This window comes from Coprococcus phoceensis, assembly GCF_900104635.1.
Taxonomy (GTDB): Bacteria; Bacillota; Clostridia; order Lachnospirales; family Lachnospiraceae; genus Faecalimonas; species Faecalimonas phoceensis.
Genome location: NZ_FNWC01000006.1, coordinates 472,287 through 486,351, shown reverse-complemented (window position 1 = coordinate 486,351; position 14,065 = coordinate 472,287). Strand labels below are relative to the sequence as shown.

Below are 14,065 nucleotides of genomic sequence, written 5' to 3'. Positions count from 1 at the left end.
TTATACCCATTTCCTTTCCAAGTATTTTGAAAACATACTGATCGGCCAGCATGCAATAAAGTATAAGACAAACACCGCTGCAAAAACACCAAATGCCGCATTTGGAGACGAAGTACGGTTCGCCTCAATAATCTGCTGACCAACTTTTAAGACTTCGACCACCCCGATCATCATAATCAAGCTAGTTGTCTTGATCATTCTTGTGATGAGATTCATGGACAGTGGAATTAATCTTCGCAATGTCTGCGGCATTACAATATGTAAATAGATTTGCAGCTCACTCATCCCCAATGCTTTTGCACTCTCATATTGGTGTTTTGGAATGCTGATCAATGCACCGCGTACAAGATCCGCCATTTCCGCTGTTCCCCAAAAACTAAATACAATAATAGATGCTTTTTCTGCCTCAATATCGATTCCAAACACTCTGGTCGCTCCAAAGAAAACAATAAAAAGTAATACCAGCTGAGGCATAATTCTTACAATTTCTAAATAAACACGGGTGAACACCTTGAGAATTATATTTTTCCTTGTCATTAAAACTCCCACTATCAAGCCGAGAAAAATACTAATCACAACTGCTATCAAGCTGATTCGCAAAGAGGTCCAAAGCCCTATTAGAAGACGCTGCATGTTAGATCCTTTTAGCAAAACATCAAACCCCAAATCCTGCATAACGCACCTTCCTTTCTACAATGCTCCCAATAAGGGATACCGGCAATAAAATAATGAGATAAAAAATCACAAGCAGCACGAGGCATTCCGTTGTTTTATAATACAAGCCTATCAAGTCTTTTGCCGTAAACATCAAGTCCATCAAACTGATTGCTGAAAACACACTCGTCTCCTTCAGCAAAAATATGATATTTGCGACAAATGCCGGTACACTGATTGAAATCGCCTGCGGGAGAATAATATGCCTCACCGCCTGCTGCCTGCTCATTCCCAGCGAAAGCGCACTTTCCATCTGGATTTGTTCTACAGACTCTAAACCGCTTCGAAAAGCTTCCGCCATATATGCGCCGCCCAAAAGCGCCAATCCTAACACTCCACAAAATTCTGCTCCAATGGATATTCCCAATTTCGGCAAACCAAAATACAGAAAAAACAGCTGTACCAGCAATGGAGTATTCCGGAAAAATTCGATATATCCCCCTGCGATCGTGCTAAGAACCGGCACTTTATAATGCCGAATCAAAGCACAGAACAAACCAATTACAATCGCAAACAAAATACCAATCCAACCAATCTTTAAAGTTAATATACAAGCCTTCTCATATAGCGGAAGGTATGATTTCATTGCTTCCCAATTCATTCTTTGATTTTATCTCCTTCCGTTAGTTGCTCTCCACAACACCACTTTCTACTACCAGCGTATCTTCGTAATCAAGTCCATAAGCATCCGCAAGCGTTTCCTCATAATCTTTATGGAAAAATTTCTCTTTTCCCAATGTCTCTATTTCTTCATTCAGCCAGTCTAACAGAGAGGTGTTTCCTTTTGTAACAGCCGGTGCAATCGTATCCGAACTTCCAAGTGAGTCAATTCCAATGGTATACCCTTCATTTTCTTTCGCAAATGCTATAACTTCTGTGTTGTCATTCGCCCATGCAACTCCGGTTCCATTCTCAAATGCACTTTTTGCTGCTGCATATGTATCAAATTTCTGTAATTTAATATCCGGATAATTCTTCGTCAGATAAGTCTCTGCTGTAGTTCCCGAAATTACAATCACCTGTTCATCCGCACCAACCTGACTCAGGTCAGTTATCACATGCTCCTTATGCGACACCACACCAAGAGAAACATTCATGTATGGCAAAGCAAAATCAACTTCTTCTGCTCTTTCATCTGTCACTGTAAAGTTTGCAAGAATCACATCAACCTTCCCAGTCTGCAGATACTCAATACGGTTCGCCGCCTCGGTAGATACATAGTTAATCTTTACCCCGAGATCCTTTCCAAGTCTTTCGGCAAAATAAATATCGTATCCTTGATACTCTCCATTTTCATCTACATACCCAAATGGAGCTTTATCTGAAAATACGCCTATATTGATGGTACCGCTTTTCTTAATCTCATCCACTGTTCTATAGATTGTTTTTGATGATTTTGACGACTGGTCTGTCTTTCCGCATCCTGCTAATAATCCGACTGCCGCCACCGCTGCAAGACCTACTGTACTGATTTTTTTCAAAAACTTCTTTCTCATAATAAATATCCTCTCTTTCTCTTATTGTGCTTTTACATTTTCCGAAATTGAGCGAAAAAAAACGGGAGTCTTTCAACTCCCGGACAAAATGGCATATGTAACATTTAATCTAAATGTTCTTTACAGGCGCACAGCAATGTATGTCGAAACACCTGGCCATATAAAAATGCCCGGGAAAAAATCATTCGACAGAAACACATCATATTATTTACAGTAATGTTATAAATTTTCACTGCACTCGCCTCCTTAATCATAGTCTACTCAAATTCGTTGTTGTAATATTACACCCATTCACCTACTATGTCAATAGGTTATTTGTTTTTTCTTTAAAAATGATACACCTAGTGATATAATAGGTAAAAGAAAGGAGGTTTCTTTATGATCTCAACCAAAGGGCGCTATGCCCTACGCGTACTGATTGATTTGGCTGAACAAGATACAACCACATATGTTCCCTTGAAAGAAATTGCAAAAAGACAGGGAATATCAGAAAAATATCTTCAGCAGATTGTAAAAATACTTGTCGGGAAAGGATTGTTAACCGGAATCAGCGGAAAAGGCGGTGGTTACCGACTAACTGCCAGCCCTGAAGAATATAATGTAGGAGAAATTTTAGAATTGATGGAAGGCAGCCTTACACCGGTAGCCTGCCTGGCTCCCGATACGAAAACTTGTTCCAGAAGCTCCCACTGTAAAACGTTGCCTATGTGGAAAAAATTCGACAATCTTGTACATGATTATTTCTTTCATATAACAATTGCCGATCTGGTTAATGGAACTGTTTAGAATATTGCAACAGAAAAAGGAACAATTGCCAAACACAATTGTTCCTTTTTCTGACATACTTGCTCGTCTCTGTTTTGTGCTGGAATGTACGCCAGGTGATATAATAAAATATAATTTTTGATTTTACTATAATACTATCTTGCATACCGATTTCCGAATCCGCGACGATGGTTCTGATCTTTCTCTCTTTCGTTTACCAGCTGTACTTTCGTATAAAGTTTTTCCAGAACACGTTCTCTTTGTGCTCTGCTACAATCTCATATGCCTTATTATAGTTCTTCTGAATTTGTATGATCGTAGAATTGTTAGTTATAAAATCAGTTGCCATAATGACAATGTATAATGCACTTGTGATGTCTACTATTGATTACTATGATAACCGACGTCTGCAACGCAAGTTACATATCATGCCCCTATGGCATTTCATAAACTTGCATTACAGGTGGCATGAAAATACCGCCAGCCAGTTACTGGCTGACGGAAGAAAAATTTGTTATTTTTCATTGTCCTCTTGACGGATAGCACACCAACCGTTCAAAGTATCAGGGTGGTTTTTGTGTGCTCTGATAACCTTGAAATTAACGTTTTGGTAACTGGGAACGCTTGATTTTACTGGGTTCTTGGAATGTGGTGTTGCAAACACGTTACAAACACAGGACTTCTCGTTACTCCTCACCACCCTCATAAATTTCAACTAAGAAATCTGACAGCAAGTTCCTGAATAGCAAGTATCGGACCTTGTGCATATGTTTCTTGGGGATACATTCTTTCCAGACGTTCTGTTTCTTTCATCAAAAACGGAATCATTTCTACATCTCCTCGAAACCCAATTACTAAGCACAACATAGATTTTAAATATTCATTCCGAATATTGGCATATTCTTTCTTTTCTTCTTAACCTTCTTCTGTTTCCGCCCGATAAAGGCTTTCGCATCAATTTCAACAGTTCTTCTGTTGTTTCTGCTTGTTCAATCATTCTTTTTGAATGCAAATCCTCTTCAGACTCACCTAATATTTTTTCTGAAATCGCATTGGCATATTCAACCGCTTCAGGCTCAAGGTATAAACTATATTCAAATTTAGCTGCTGAGAAAGGTATATCCGGATGCTTATCTAAAAATTTATGTACTTCTTTTTTGCTAATGGTTGTCATAATGTTTCGAAACCTCCTCCAACAATGACAAATCACAACATCTTTCCTTTATTCGCCTATCATTGCCATTCAATTGTTCATTTTTCTTAAAAAGGGTATCTCTTAATCTTTTTGCCGTCAACTGAATTTGTTCTCGGTCAGCTTTAATACACTTGTATTGATTTTGAAGCAAACGCTGATATTTTGAATCTTCCATTGCATCAATATCAATAAGAAGCAATGCCGAATCCACAACCGGTATCATATTATTAAAGTTAATTGCACCATATATTCCATGATTAATTTTCCTAAAATCTTTTGTGTTCTTCATTTTACGATGCTTTTCTTTGGGCGATGTAAATGGAGTATAATATTTTATCCCCTCAATCTCAAGCACTACACCTACATACGGCCGCTTTCCCTTTTTATTATCTGCAACTTTTGCATCATATTTTTTTCAAATAATTGATGTATTCATCTTTGATATTATAAAATTTCATTTTTCCTCATCTGTCAAAAAAAGAGACGACATCACTCGCCTCTTTTTCAGGTTCTCTCTTTATGGTGGAGACTCACCTACTTTTTTAGGTTTCCACTTTATGGTAGAAACTCACCTAAGACAATCCTTTGTCTATAATAAGTATATGCAATTTCTCCTAAAAAATCAATATAATTCTACAATTTTATCAAAATATAAACCTCCCAAGGAATTCTCCCTGAGAGGTTTAAAATTCTTTTCTGAAATTGTACGTTCCAAAAACGTATGATTAACGTTTGGGTAACTTGGAACGCTTGCTTTTACTGGGTTCTTGAAGTGTAGTGTTGCAAACACGTTACAAACGCAGAACTTCTCATTACGCCTCACCACACCTTATAGACAGAATTATATTTATTCCTCCAACAAGGGCATATTGATTAATTCCTGCAATTTTTTCTGTAATACAGTTTTATCTGGTAATTGCAACTTATATTCAGCCACCATCATTGGGGACATTGTTCTGCTCATGGCATATTCTACAACCTCATCATCCTTAGATGCGCAAAGAATCATTCCCACACTCGGATTTTCATTCTCTTTCTTCTTTTGGCGATCTAATGCCTCTAAATAAAAATCCATTTTAGAAATATATTCTGGTTTGAATTTTCCAATCTTTAACTCAAAAGCCACCAAACATTGCAGACCTCTATGAAAAAACAGTAAATCAATCCGAAAATCTTCTCCACCTACTTGTACTCTATATTCTTCATCAATAAATGTAAAATCTTTTCCTACCTCAAGAATAAAATCTTTCATATTCTGAATCAAACCTTTTCTCAAATCCGACTCTTTAAAATTCTTTGGCAAATCAAGGAATTCTATGATATATGAGTCTAAAAATGGATTCTTTTTGAGCCCTTTGATCGGTTCTGGTAAAAGTTTTTCTTGTGAAAGCATATAACGTTCATAATATCCACTATTAATCTGACGTTCTAACTCTCTAGCAGAATAAGATTCTTTTATACAAAGAGTTATATAAAAATGCCTTTCTTCTACTGTCTTCGCCTTGGACATAATAGCAAGATGATTACTCCAACTAATTTGTGTCAACAGTGTTGTCACAAATTCATCCTCACAATATGTTTCATAAAATTTTTTCATTCTATATAAACCGCGTCTGTTGAATCCTTTTATACCAGGAAAAGTATTCCGAATTTCTTTAGCAACAGAATCTATATACGCATCTCCGAAAGATGTATTTTCAGCCTCTTTACTTAAAGATTCCCCAATTTTCCAATACATTTGGATAAGCTCTTCATTTACCCTTTTTAATGCATTATTCCTTGAATCTTCTATAATTTTAATGAGATTCTCAGCAAAACTAATTTCGTTTTTCATATATCTCCCCCTATTATTTTCTTCACTTAATTTATGACAACACTGCTGACACAAATTCATATCTCTCATTCATCGATTTTCCCGAGAACAGGGAAATCGACTTCAAAAATAGAGACCTATATAGATTATACCATTATCTCTAGCTAAAATACATATCAAAAAAACTCCCCAGAACCGAAGCCCTGAGGAGTTGAAAAATCTTTTTTTGAAATTGTACGTCCCGAAACGTATAATTAACGTTTGGAGAACTGTGGTGCTCTACGAGCTGCTTTAAGTCCGTATTTCTTACGTTCTTTCATACGTGGATCACGTGTTAAGTATCCTGCTTTCTTAAGAACTGGTCTGTAATCAGCATCAGCTTGAAGTAAAGCTCTTGCGATACCGTGACGGATAGCTCCAGCCTGTCCTGTGTATCCTCCACCGTGTACGTTTACTAATACGTCGAATTTGTCAACTGTCTCTGTAGCAACGAGTGGCTGACGAACTACAACTTTTAATGTCTCTAATCCAAGATATTCATCAATATCTCTTTTGTTTATTGTAATTTTACCTGTTCCAGGTACTAAATATACTCTTGCGATTGATTTTTTTCTTCTTCCTGTTCCGTAGAATTTTGCATTAGCCATTATAACTTCCTCCTTTCAACCTTTCCTTAAAATGTTAATACTTCTGGTTTCTGAGCTTGTTGTTCGTGCTCTGGTCCAGCGTATACGTGTAATTTTTTGATCATACTTCTTCCCAAAGGTCCTTTTGGAAGCATTCCTTTAACTGCAAGTTCAATTACTTTTTCAGGTTTCTTAGCCATCATTTCTCTTAATGTAGTCTCTTTCATTCCTCCTACATAGTCTGAGTGATGATAGTAGATTTTCTGATCTAATTTTTTACCTGTTACTTTAATTTTTTCAGCGTTGATTACAACTACGTAATCACCTGTATCGATGTGTGGTGTATATTCCGGTTTATTTTTTCCTCTTAAAACTTTAGCGATCTCAGAAGTTAAGCGTCCTAATGTGCATCCTTCTGCATCAACTACATACCATTTTCTTTCAATCTTGTCTGGATTAGCCATGTAAGTTTTCATTGGGTGACCTCCTAATAAATTTCATCAAATTAATGTCTTCTTTACTATATAGAATCAGTCCACTCCGGGGCTTTGGTGTAAACTGTTTCCTCTGTTTTCATACTGATTTATTATATTATTATTATGGGCTTATGTCAAGTACCATTTTCTCTTTCTATTCCGATTTTTCAGGGAATTTTCTAAGTATCCTGCCTGTTCTTCTCATCAGATTCATTCCTTTTAAAATCCATTTTCGCATTGCAAGCGAAAAACACCATATAGCCACATATATATGATACAAACGATTTTTCTCACAATCCACATATCTTTCCCCGCGATAGAATCCTTTCAGCACACCCAGCACCTGCTCATCGTTAATTCCCCACTCGAGCACCCACTGGTTGTCTCCGCATAACACATATCCATCCGGCTTCGTTTTAATTACTCTGTGAAGAATATAATTTCCATTTTTTCTTTTATAAAGAATAACATCGTGTTTTTTTACGCCTTGGTTTGGAGTGACAAGATGAATCATATCTCGTTTTGGACGAATACACGGGAGCATACTGATACCGGAGGCAGTTGTAAAAAGTTCTCCAGTCTCCACAAGAATCTGTTCCATTTTTTTAATCATTGCACACTCCCTGCCTTACGCCTCTAAGATTCCAGCCTCAATGAGCTGACTGGTAAATGTCTCCACGTCTTTTTCAGCTTGTCCTTCCGTCATCTCATAATGCTCCAACATTGCGCAAACAAGCGTTTCTTTCGTCTGTTTTTTCTCAAGTAATTTCCAGAGAAATGCTCCCGTTTTATTGGTTTGCAGCATTCCTTTAAAATCATTTGCTCCCACTCCTACCGGAACCGCCACGAATTTTCCAGCTACTTCTCTCATCATAAACCCAGTTTTAATCTTCATCTTGATCTCCTTTCATTTTCTCATATGCCGTCACTACCGCTTCCTTTGAAATCGTACATTTCATTCGGTAAACCGGCACTTCACTCAACAGTGTATCTAAAATCGCTAATAATTCCCCTGCCATCTTTTCGCTTCTAGGCACAATCGTCTGGCGCATCAAAAGCGGAATCGCTTCCCAAACTCCGATTCTCTCGATCGCATTCTCGTTTCCACGCTCCAACATACAGATCCCTTGAAGAATAGCTTTGCGATTGAGGTTCTCATCTGTCTTTCCACTAAACGGTGTCCCATATGCAGCCCATCCGTTTTTGTCTTTTCGAATCGCCGGTTTATCATCATTGATGATCAATGCTCTTTCTTTTCCGAAATAGTTCTGCCACTGCTTTGTATGTGTCGACTTTCCTGTTCCACTGTCCGCCGAGAACAGATATGCTTTTCCATCCACTTCAACCGCTGAGGCGTGCACCATAATGCCACCTTCCGAAATAAATTTTTTGTAAAACTCAGAGCCTGCAAAAATATACTCACATTGTGCTTCCGTGAGATGTGGCTGCTCCTTTTGCTTTTCTTCGCAAAATTGTTTCGTTAATGTCAATCTGATATCTGGCTCTCCTTCTCCCGCAGTTCGATATGGCTCCATCTTTCGGCGCAGCATCTCATAATGCGGCTCATATTCCGTCACGCATTCGGCAATCTTATAACGCATAATTCCTCCTTATTCTTTGGCAAAAAGGACTTGGCAATCATTTTCCCAAGTCCTTTTCTGATTAGTCAATTGTAAATTCTTTTTCTACTTTTAACAACTGTCCATCTTTTTCTATATACATACTCATTTTATATGTTCCCGTCTTAAATGCTCCGTTCATTGTAGTCATGCGAAGCTTCTTTTGCTCACCGTCCAAAAATTCAGTCGACCATAGTACTTTTCCCGGAGAACTTCCCTCAATCACTTGAATTTGAATCAACTTTTGATTTGGTAGCCAATCAATTCCAGTTGTAAATGTGACGTCAAGACAAGTGGTCCAACTATCTGATAAGTCTTTATTATAGACAATAGATTCAATTGCAGGTTTGGACTCATCTGGTTTTACCGGTGGTACATATGCCGGAATCTCTTTATGTTCTGTATACCCTGCATAATTTCCTTTTTCATCTACGTAAAATGCAAATATATCTTCATCTGTTCCGTTATATGTAAACTCTACAGTATTTTGTCCCGCATGCATCTGCACTTTTGTGGACGCAACTGCTCCACTGAGAATCTGTTTTCCAGTCGGTGTATTATTCCATGATGCATTACTTTCATCATTCCACGTATACGTTCCATAATAGAGTACACCATCTTCATCCGAAGTAAAACTATAGCGTACTTCTGTCTCAGAAATACGTTCTACTTTCTGATTTGTAATACGCGGCGGTGTATATTCCACTGTAAAGGTCTTCTTTGCCACTGTTCCATCTTGGAATGTCACTTTCGCTGTATACTGATTGTCCTTGTGTCCATAATCATCCGGAATTACAATTGTATACGTTGTCTTGTCTTCACTTACCTTCAACTGTGCTTTGTCGATTGTAATCTCAGAATCTGTCGGGCAAATGAACGAGAAATTATCCAGTGTCAATTCCTCCTCAGGTGCTTTATTTAGCACGATTGTAATTGTATTTTTCGGCTTTTCACCGACAGAAACTATGGAATATTCTTTGGAAATATTCGGATCTTCCTGCACGCTTCCACTGATCGCAATCGGTCCTAACACTTCAGAACTTCTTCCGTCATGCGCTTCTAACACATAGTATAGCTGATAAGAAATCCCCGATTCCAGTCCTCTAATCATTACTTTGTTAAAACCAGTCTTAATTTGCTGCTTGTATCCTTTTTTCACCGTTTCCACAGATGGAATGTCTGTCGCTTTGCTCACCTGCGTGTGCCCCGGAATATATACGTATACATACCCGCCTTCATCCACGTCGAACAAGTCAAATTCTGCTCTTGTCGCCTCGCTTCTCAATACAGTTGCGTTACTCACTGTTGGGCAGTCTACTTTGTAGCTGAACTCTTCCTGAATAATCTTTCCTGATTCCAATTTAATTGAAAATGTATATGTGTCATCTTTGGCAAATGTAGAAGTCGACACTGTATAAACCTTGTTGTCTGTCGTCTCTACCTTTAAGATTGTCATATCTTTTCCTCCGTGACAGAGGATTGTCATGTCATCTACTGTGAGTTTTTTCTTTGTCGCTTTTTCAAGTGTCACAATCATGCGGTTCATTCCACGCACTACCACAGATACGATACTGTTTGAAAGAACCTCTACCTGCACATCATTATTTCCATTGTCCTCTACTTTGTCAATCTTTCCGGTTCCGGAAATTGTAGAATTTTCACCTGCCAAAACAGCATCTTCCACCATTTTATTTACTTCAATCTTAGAACCGCTTGCATTCTCTGATACAGTCAGTTTTTCTGCCGGTGTATTCACAACAAAATTTTCTACTTTGTTATCAACTGTTACTTTCGCAATTTTCAAATCGCCCGTAATTGTCATGTTGCTTGATGCACTGAGTTCTGTTACATTTGAACCGGCACCAAGATTCAGTACAAGGTTTCCTGCTGTTCTGCTTTTTCCGGCTACTTTACTTATTTTATCAAACGATACATTGTTCGCTGTGATTGTACAGCTCGCATCTGCTGCAACTTCCAAATTTCTCACACGGATATTATCCAAAATAATCTCTCCGTTGTTTACAGAACTATCCACGATCACTTTTTTGTAATTTCTAATTTTTGAAGTTGCTTCTAATGTGTACTTACCATTTTTCAAATCAGCTGATGTGATTGTCAGTGTCTCTTTTGTCACTTTCTTCGCATCATCACATGCATCTATGACATTTGTTGCAAGCCATGATTTCTGACTTGTTGCAACATCTTCCGAACTAATCATATCTTGAGCTGTTGTATATGGTGACTGTGTCAATGTATTTCCATATGTTACCTTACCATCCACACTGATGTAAGAACGAACCGCATATCTCGTATTAAATCCGGATCCGCTGATTCCTGTCAACACACCGGTAAAATAAATTTTATCCTCTGTCGTCTTCCAACTCTCTTCTCCCGGAATATTCAGCACCTTATACACTTTCTTATTATAAGTATAACTTTTACCAATCTCCAATGTACCATTCACTTTTTCCAACACGCTCGCCGGCAAAGCTACTGTTCCGTAAGTCACATTCTTACCTTCCGACTGTAATTTTTCTACATATGCTTTATCAACCGCTGAAATTGTACGAAGTCCCACTTTTTCCCCTGTACGAATTTCCATCGACTCTGTTGTGACAGGTGTCCCTGTCTCTGCCGCAAACGCCATTCCTACGCTGCCGAACATACATACAAAAGCGACTACTATTGTCAGCCATATTTTATTTCTGTTTTTCTGCATTCCTCTTTCTCCTTTGTTGTTATTCATTCCATTCCTCTGGAATTTCTATCTCATTATCAAGATTTTCTGTCGTATCTTCTGTAGATTTTCCCTCTCCATCTACTTCGATGTCTTCATCGTTGTCAGATAGATCTTGATTTTTATTCTGATTTCCTTCTACGTTCTCATTCTGTTCTTCTGTTTTCTCCTGCTTGAAAGGTGCATGTTGACTTTCACTCTTTCGAGAAGCTGCTTCCTTGTTCTTTGAAAAACTGACAGCACAAATTATGAGGCCACAAATAACAATTATTGCAATCAGAATCATAACTAATTTCTTTTTCTTCATAGACACCTCTATTGTACTCCGGAAAATTAACCTAAATCTTCATCTCCCCAATCTCCTACACCACCATCATTATCCAACCCACTCATCAGGATTACATCTTCTGTTTCAAATTTCACGATATTTAATTCCAAATTTTCATACATTTCTTTCTTCACTGTTGTCTTACTCCTTCGCTGTTTTTTATTTCCGGCATATTATATCGTAATTTTTATTGATGTGCAATCTTTTTTTCTCCGTGTATTTCCCCAAACTTTTCCTAATTCCTACCATTTTTATCATTATTCTAACCAATACACTTTACGCACCAATCGACAATGTTTCTTCTGTATGATAAAATAAATATCAGCAAACACTAACACAGCAGAGGAGGTAATGTCTATGTGGTCTTATGAAAGTGTTTTTTATCAAATTTATCCAATCGGATTTTGCGGTGCTCCAACCGAAAATGACGGCGTCACGGTTCCACGTATTCGCAAACTTATGGATTGGACAGACTATTTGAAATCTCTTGGTATAAGTGCCGTTTTACTGAATCCAATCTTTGAATCTGACAATCACGGATATGACACCCGTAATTTTCTGAGAATTGACTGTCGACTAGGAACAAACAAGGATTTTTCGGATGTTTGCTCTCATTTGCATCAGCATGGTATTCGAATTGTTTTAGATGGAGTTTTTAATCATGTCGGTCGTGGTTTTTGGGCTTTTCAAGATGTAAAAGAAAAGAAATGGGACTCTCCATACAAAGACTGGTTTTATCTTAATTTTGACGGTGACAATGCATATCAGGACGGCTTCTGGTACGAGGGCTGGGAAGGACATTTTGAACTTGTCAAACTCAACCTGCAAAATCCTGCCGTCTCCGATTATCTGTTGGAGTGTGTAAAACAGTGGATTGAACAATTTGATATTGACGGGCTTCGTCTGGACGTTGCCTACAGTTTAGACCACAACTTTATGAGAAGACTCCGCAGCTTTTGTCAGGAATTAAAACCGAATTTTGCTTTGATTGGAGAAGTGCTGTTCGGAGATTACAATTTGATTGTAAATGACGAGATGCTGCACAGCTGTACCAATTACGAATGTTACAAAGGACTTTTTTCCAGTCTGAATGATATGAATTTATTTGAAATCGCACACTCTCTGAACCGCCAGTTTGGTCCTGAACAGTGGTGTATTTATCGTGGAAAACATCTGATGACATTTGCAGACAACCACGATGTCACAAGACTTGCAAGCATTTTAAAGAATAAGGAACATATCCGAATTGCCTACGGAATCCTGATGGGCATGCTGGGAATTCCGTGTCTTTACTACGGAAGCGAATGGGGCGAGGAAGGAGTCAAAGAAGCAAATAATGATTACGCACTCCGTCCATGTTTTGAAAATCCAAAACCAAACGAACTGACCGATTGGATTCGCCGCTTGATCATGCTTCGCCAGTCAAGTGATGCACTTTGTAATGGAGATTACCGGAATGTGGTAATTCAAAATCATCAGCTCATCTTTGAGCGAAAAACTGACAAAGAAAGAGTTCTTGTTGCTGTCAACGCATCGGAGCAGGAATACACAGTTCGCCATGGCGATTTGAACGGAAGCGGAACAGAATTAATCACAGAGACGGAGATTACATTAAATGGGGAACTCACACTTCCACCTTACAGTGTGCAATATATTCGATTTTAGGTTAAAATCCAAATATACAAAGGCACTCCATCATTTACGCTGAGTGCCTTTATATTGTTCACTATGATACTTTTCATCTGTTTACTCGTCTACCATGTCACTTTTAATTTGCAGTCTTTCCAAATCTCGCAGGAATCCAAAGAAAGCTCAACTCCCGCACTTTTCAATACTTTGCAAATCTCCTTAAAAACACCTAAGACTGTATTTTCATGTTTCATATTTTCTTTATATTGCTGATAATACTGATAATTGGTCAGTATCATACCTTTGACAAATACTTCTTGAATATTCACCGCAGTAACCCAGCTGAAGTCGCTAAACAAAAATTCATTCAGCATTCCATCCTCCGAACCATTGTCCAGCTTTTGCGGCACTCGCTCCAAGCGTTTTCTCGCCTTCTCAATAATCCCGTAAATATCGTACACTGCCTCTTTACTCACTTTAAACATCTGAAGCAGCCTGATGTCATCAAAAAGGCGATAGACACAATACCTTAGATTTCCATTTCCATAAAGTTCTATCGAAAAACCTCCGTCATCTCCCTCCATGCCGTTTAAAGATTCCGTGCGATACGAAAAAATTTTCATATCCTTTGTCAATGTCTTCATGCTCTTTTATACCCCTTATTCTT

General features: G+C 38.1%; 19 protein-coding genes. 3 read left to right on the top strand and 16 right to left on the bottom strand.

Annotated elements, in window-relative coordinates; translation table 11 throughout:
* From BQ5364_RS03210 to BQ5364_RS03200, 3 genes are read right to left on the bottom strand one after another with little or no spacing between them, the layout of a single operon-like run.
* Positions 1-675, bottom strand: a complete 675-nt coding sequence (locus BQ5364_RS03210) for an amino acid ABC transporter permease (protein WP_004612080.1) — start codon at positions 673-675, stop codon at positions 1-3.
* The gene (locus BQ5364_RS03205; RefSeq protein ID WP_004612079.1) at positions 656-1,315 is read right to left on the bottom strand and encodes an amino acid ABC transporter permease; all 660 of its coding nucleotides are present in this window, start codon (positions 1,313-1,315) and stop codon (positions 656-658) included. The genes BQ5364_RS03210 and BQ5364_RS03205 overlap by 20 nt, the downstream gene beginning before the upstream one ends.
* Positions 1,316-1,337: 22 nt before the next feature.
* Entirely contained in the window at positions 1,338-2,210 is an 873-nt protein-coding gene (locus tag BQ5364_RS03200) for a transporter substrate-binding domain-containing protein (protein WP_004612078.1), read from the bottom strand.
* A gap of 378 nt (positions 2,211-2,588) precedes the next feature.
* Here BQ5364_RS03200 and BQ5364_RS03195 point away from each other — a divergent pair, with 378 nt between their 5' ends.
* Positions 2,589-2,996, top strand: coding sequence for an RrF2 family transcriptional regulator (locus tag BQ5364_RS03195; RefSeq protein ID WP_004612076.1), 408 nt, complete (start codon positions 2,589-2,591; stop codon positions 2,994-2,996).
* Entirely contained in the window at positions 2,983-3,117 is a 135-nt protein-coding gene (locus BQ5364_RS18900; RefSeq protein ID WP_004612075.1) for a helix-turn-helix domain-containing protein, read from the top strand. Before BQ5364_RS03195 ends, BQ5364_RS18900 begins: the two co-directional genes overlap by 14 nt.
* A gap of 72 nt (positions 3,118-3,189) precedes the next feature.
* Here BQ5364_RS18900 and BQ5364_RS18425 read toward each other — a convergent pair whose 3' ends face one another.
* The 12 genes from BQ5364_RS18425 to BQ5364_RS18420 all read right to left on the bottom strand — a co-directional run bounded on the left by BQ5364_RS18425 (position 3,190) and on the right by BQ5364_RS18420 (position 11,903).
* Positions 3,190-3,324 (bottom strand): hypothetical protein, encoded by a 135-nt coding sequence (locus BQ5364_RS18425; protein WP_004612074.1) that lies wholly within the window; start codon positions 3,322-3,324, stop codon positions 3,190-3,192.
* A 531-nt stretch (positions 3,325-3,855) separates the two neighbouring features.
* Complete coding sequence (locus tag BQ5364_RS03190) at positions 3,856-4,149, bottom strand: hypothetical protein (protein ID WP_008788868.1); 294 nt, start codon at positions 4,147-4,149, stop codon at positions 3,856-3,858.
* Positions 4,136-4,525: a type III toxin-antitoxin system ToxN/AbiQ family toxin gene (locus BQ5364_RS03185; protein WP_071143625.1), complete on the bottom strand. Its 390-nt coding sequence runs from the start codon at positions 4,523-4,525 to the stop codon at positions 4,136-4,138. The genes BQ5364_RS03190 and BQ5364_RS03185 overlap by 14 nt, the downstream gene beginning before the upstream one ends.
* Before the next feature lie 492 nt (positions 4,526-5,017).
* Positions 5,018-6,004 carry a PDDEXK nuclease domain-containing protein gene (locus BQ5364_RS03180; protein ID WP_071143624.1) on the bottom strand — a complete coding sequence of 329 codons (987 nt, stop codon included), beginning with the start codon at positions 6,002-6,004 and terminating at the stop codon, positions 5,018-5,020.
* Positions 6,005-6,237: 233 nt separating this feature from the next.
* Positions 6,238-6,630: a 30S ribosomal protein S9 gene (rpsI, locus tag BQ5364_RS03175; protein ID WP_004612070.1), complete on the bottom strand. Its 393-nt coding sequence runs from the start codon at positions 6,628-6,630 to the stop codon at positions 6,238-6,240.
* Positions 6,631-6,656: 26 nt separating this feature from the next.
* On the bottom strand, positions 6,657-7,085 hold the full coding sequence (gene rplM, locus BQ5364_RS03170) for a 50S ribosomal protein L13 (RefSeq protein WP_004612069.1): 429 nt from the start codon (positions 7,083-7,085) through the stop codon (positions 6,657-6,659).
* A gap of 154 nt (positions 7,086-7,239) precedes the next feature.
* Positions 7,240-7,698 carry a S24/S26 family peptidase gene (locus tag BQ5364_RS03165; RefSeq protein ID WP_071143623.1) on the bottom strand — a complete coding sequence of 153 codons (459 nt, stop codon included), beginning with the start codon at positions 7,696-7,698 and terminating at the stop codon, positions 7,240-7,242.
* Positions 7,699-7,713: 15 nt separating this feature from the next.
* Entirely contained in the window at positions 7,714-7,980 is a 267-nt protein-coding gene (locus BQ5364_RS03160) for a PqqD family protein (protein ID WP_004612067.1), read from the bottom strand.
* Positions 7,970-8,686 (bottom strand): hypothetical protein, encoded by a 717-nt coding sequence (locus BQ5364_RS03155; RefSeq protein WP_004612066.1) that lies wholly within the window; start codon positions 8,684-8,686, stop codon positions 7,970-7,972. The genes BQ5364_RS03160 and BQ5364_RS03155 overlap by 11 nt, the downstream gene beginning before the upstream one ends.
* Positions 8,687-8,747: 61 nt before the next feature.
* The gene (locus BQ5364_RS03150) at positions 8,748-11,423 is read right to left on the bottom strand and encodes a hypothetical protein (RefSeq protein WP_071143653.1); all 2,676 of its coding nucleotides are present in this window, start codon (positions 11,421-11,423) and stop codon (positions 8,748-8,750) included.
* Between the two features lie 19 nt (positions 11,424-11,442).
* Entirely contained in the window at positions 11,443-11,748 is a 306-nt protein-coding gene (locus BQ5364_RS03145; RefSeq protein WP_071143622.1) for a hypothetical protein, read from the bottom strand.
* 26 nt (positions 11,749-11,774) lie between these two features.
* Positions 11,775-11,903 (bottom strand): hypothetical protein, encoded by a 129-nt coding sequence (locus BQ5364_RS18420; RefSeq protein WP_268874292.1) that lies wholly within the window; start codon positions 11,901-11,903, stop codon positions 11,775-11,777.
* A gap of 223 nt (positions 11,904-12,126) precedes the next feature.
* On the opposite strand from BQ5364_RS18420, the gene BQ5364_RS03140 reads away from it, so the two are divergent.
* Entirely contained in the window at positions 12,127-13,434 is a 1,308-nt protein-coding gene (locus tag BQ5364_RS03140; RefSeq protein WP_071143621.1) for an alpha-amylase family glycosyl hydrolase, read from the top strand.
* A gap of 89 nt (positions 13,435-13,523) precedes the next feature.
* On the opposite strand, the gene BQ5364_RS03135 is transcribed toward BQ5364_RS03140, so the two are convergent.
* Positions 13,524-14,042 (bottom strand): hypothetical protein, encoded by a 519-nt coding sequence (locus tag BQ5364_RS03135; protein ID WP_071143620.1) that lies wholly within the window; start codon positions 14,040-14,042, stop codon positions 13,524-13,526.
* Between the last annotated feature and the right edge of the window lie 23 nt (positions 14,043-14,065).

What these genes read in the sequence shown, in the direction of transcription:
- BQ5364_RS03135 (WP_071143620.1), bottom strand. Translation starts at nt 14,042, where the DNA reads ATGAAGACATTGACAAAGGATATGAAAATTTTTTCGTATCGCACGGAA.
- rplM (WP_004612069.1), bottom strand. Translation starts at nt 7,085, where the DNA reads ATGAAAACTTACATGGCTAATCCAGACAAGATTGAAAGAAAATGGTAT.
- BQ5364_RS03140 (WP_071143621.1), top strand. Translation starts at nt 12,127, where the DNA reads ATGTGGTCTTATGAAAGTGTTTTTTATCAAATTTATCCAATCGGATTT.
- BQ5364_RS03165 (WP_071143623.1), bottom strand. Translation starts at nt 7,698, where the DNA reads ATGATTAAAAAAATGGAACAGATTCTTGTGGAGACTGGAGAACTTTTT.
- BQ5364_RS18900 (WP_004612075.1), top strand. Translation starts at nt 2,983, where the DNA reads ATGGAACTGTTTAGAATATTGCAACAGAAAAAGGAACAATTGCCAAAC.
- BQ5364_RS03200 (WP_004612078.1), bottom strand. Translation starts at nt 2,210, where the DNA reads ATGAGAAAGAAGTTTTTGAAAAAAATCAGTACAGTAGGTCTTGCAGCG.
- BQ5364_RS03210 (WP_004612080.1), bottom strand. Translation starts at nt 675, where the DNA reads ATGCAGGATTTGGGGTTTGATGTTTTGCTAAAAGGATCTAACATGCAG.
- BQ5364_RS03150 (WP_071143653.1), bottom strand. Translation starts at nt 11,423, where the DNA reads ATGCAGAAAAACAGAAATAAAATATGGCTGACAATAGTAGTCGCTTTT.
- BQ5364_RS03155 (WP_004612066.1), bottom strand. Translation starts at nt 8,686, where the DNA reads ATGCGTTATAAGATTGCCGAATGCGTGACGGAATATGAGCCGCATTAT.
- BQ5364_RS03145 (WP_071143622.1), bottom strand. Translation starts at nt 11,748, where the DNA reads ATGAAGAAAAAGAAATTAGTTATGATTCTGATTGCAATAATTGTTATT.
- BQ5364_RS03160 (WP_004612067.1), bottom strand. Translation starts at nt 7,980, where the DNA reads ATGAAGATTAAAACTGGGTTTATGATGAGAGAAGTAGCTGGAAAATTC.
- rpsI (WP_004612070.1), bottom strand. Translation starts at nt 6,630, where the DNA reads ATGGCTAATGCAAAATTCTACGGAACAGGAAGAAGAAAAAAATCAATC.
- BQ5364_RS03195 (WP_004612076.1), top strand. Translation starts at nt 2,589, where the DNA reads ATGATCTCAACCAAAGGGCGCTATGCCCTACGCGTACTGATTGATTTG.
- BQ5364_RS03180 (WP_071143624.1), bottom strand. Translation starts at nt 6,004, where the DNA reads ATGAAAAACGAAATTAGTTTTGCTGAGAATCTCATTAAAATTATAGAA.
- BQ5364_RS03190 (WP_008788868.1), bottom strand. Translation starts at nt 4,149, where the DNA reads ATGACAACCATTAGCAAAAAAGAAGTACATAAATTTTTAGATAAGCAT.
- BQ5364_RS03205 (WP_004612079.1), bottom strand. Translation starts at nt 1,315, where the DNA reads ATGAATTGGGAAGCAATGAAATCATACCTTCCGCTATATGAGAAGGCT.
- BQ5364_RS18425 (WP_004612074.1), bottom strand. Translation starts at nt 3,324, where the DNA reads ATGGCAACTGATTTTATAACTAACAATTCTACGATCATACAAATTCAG.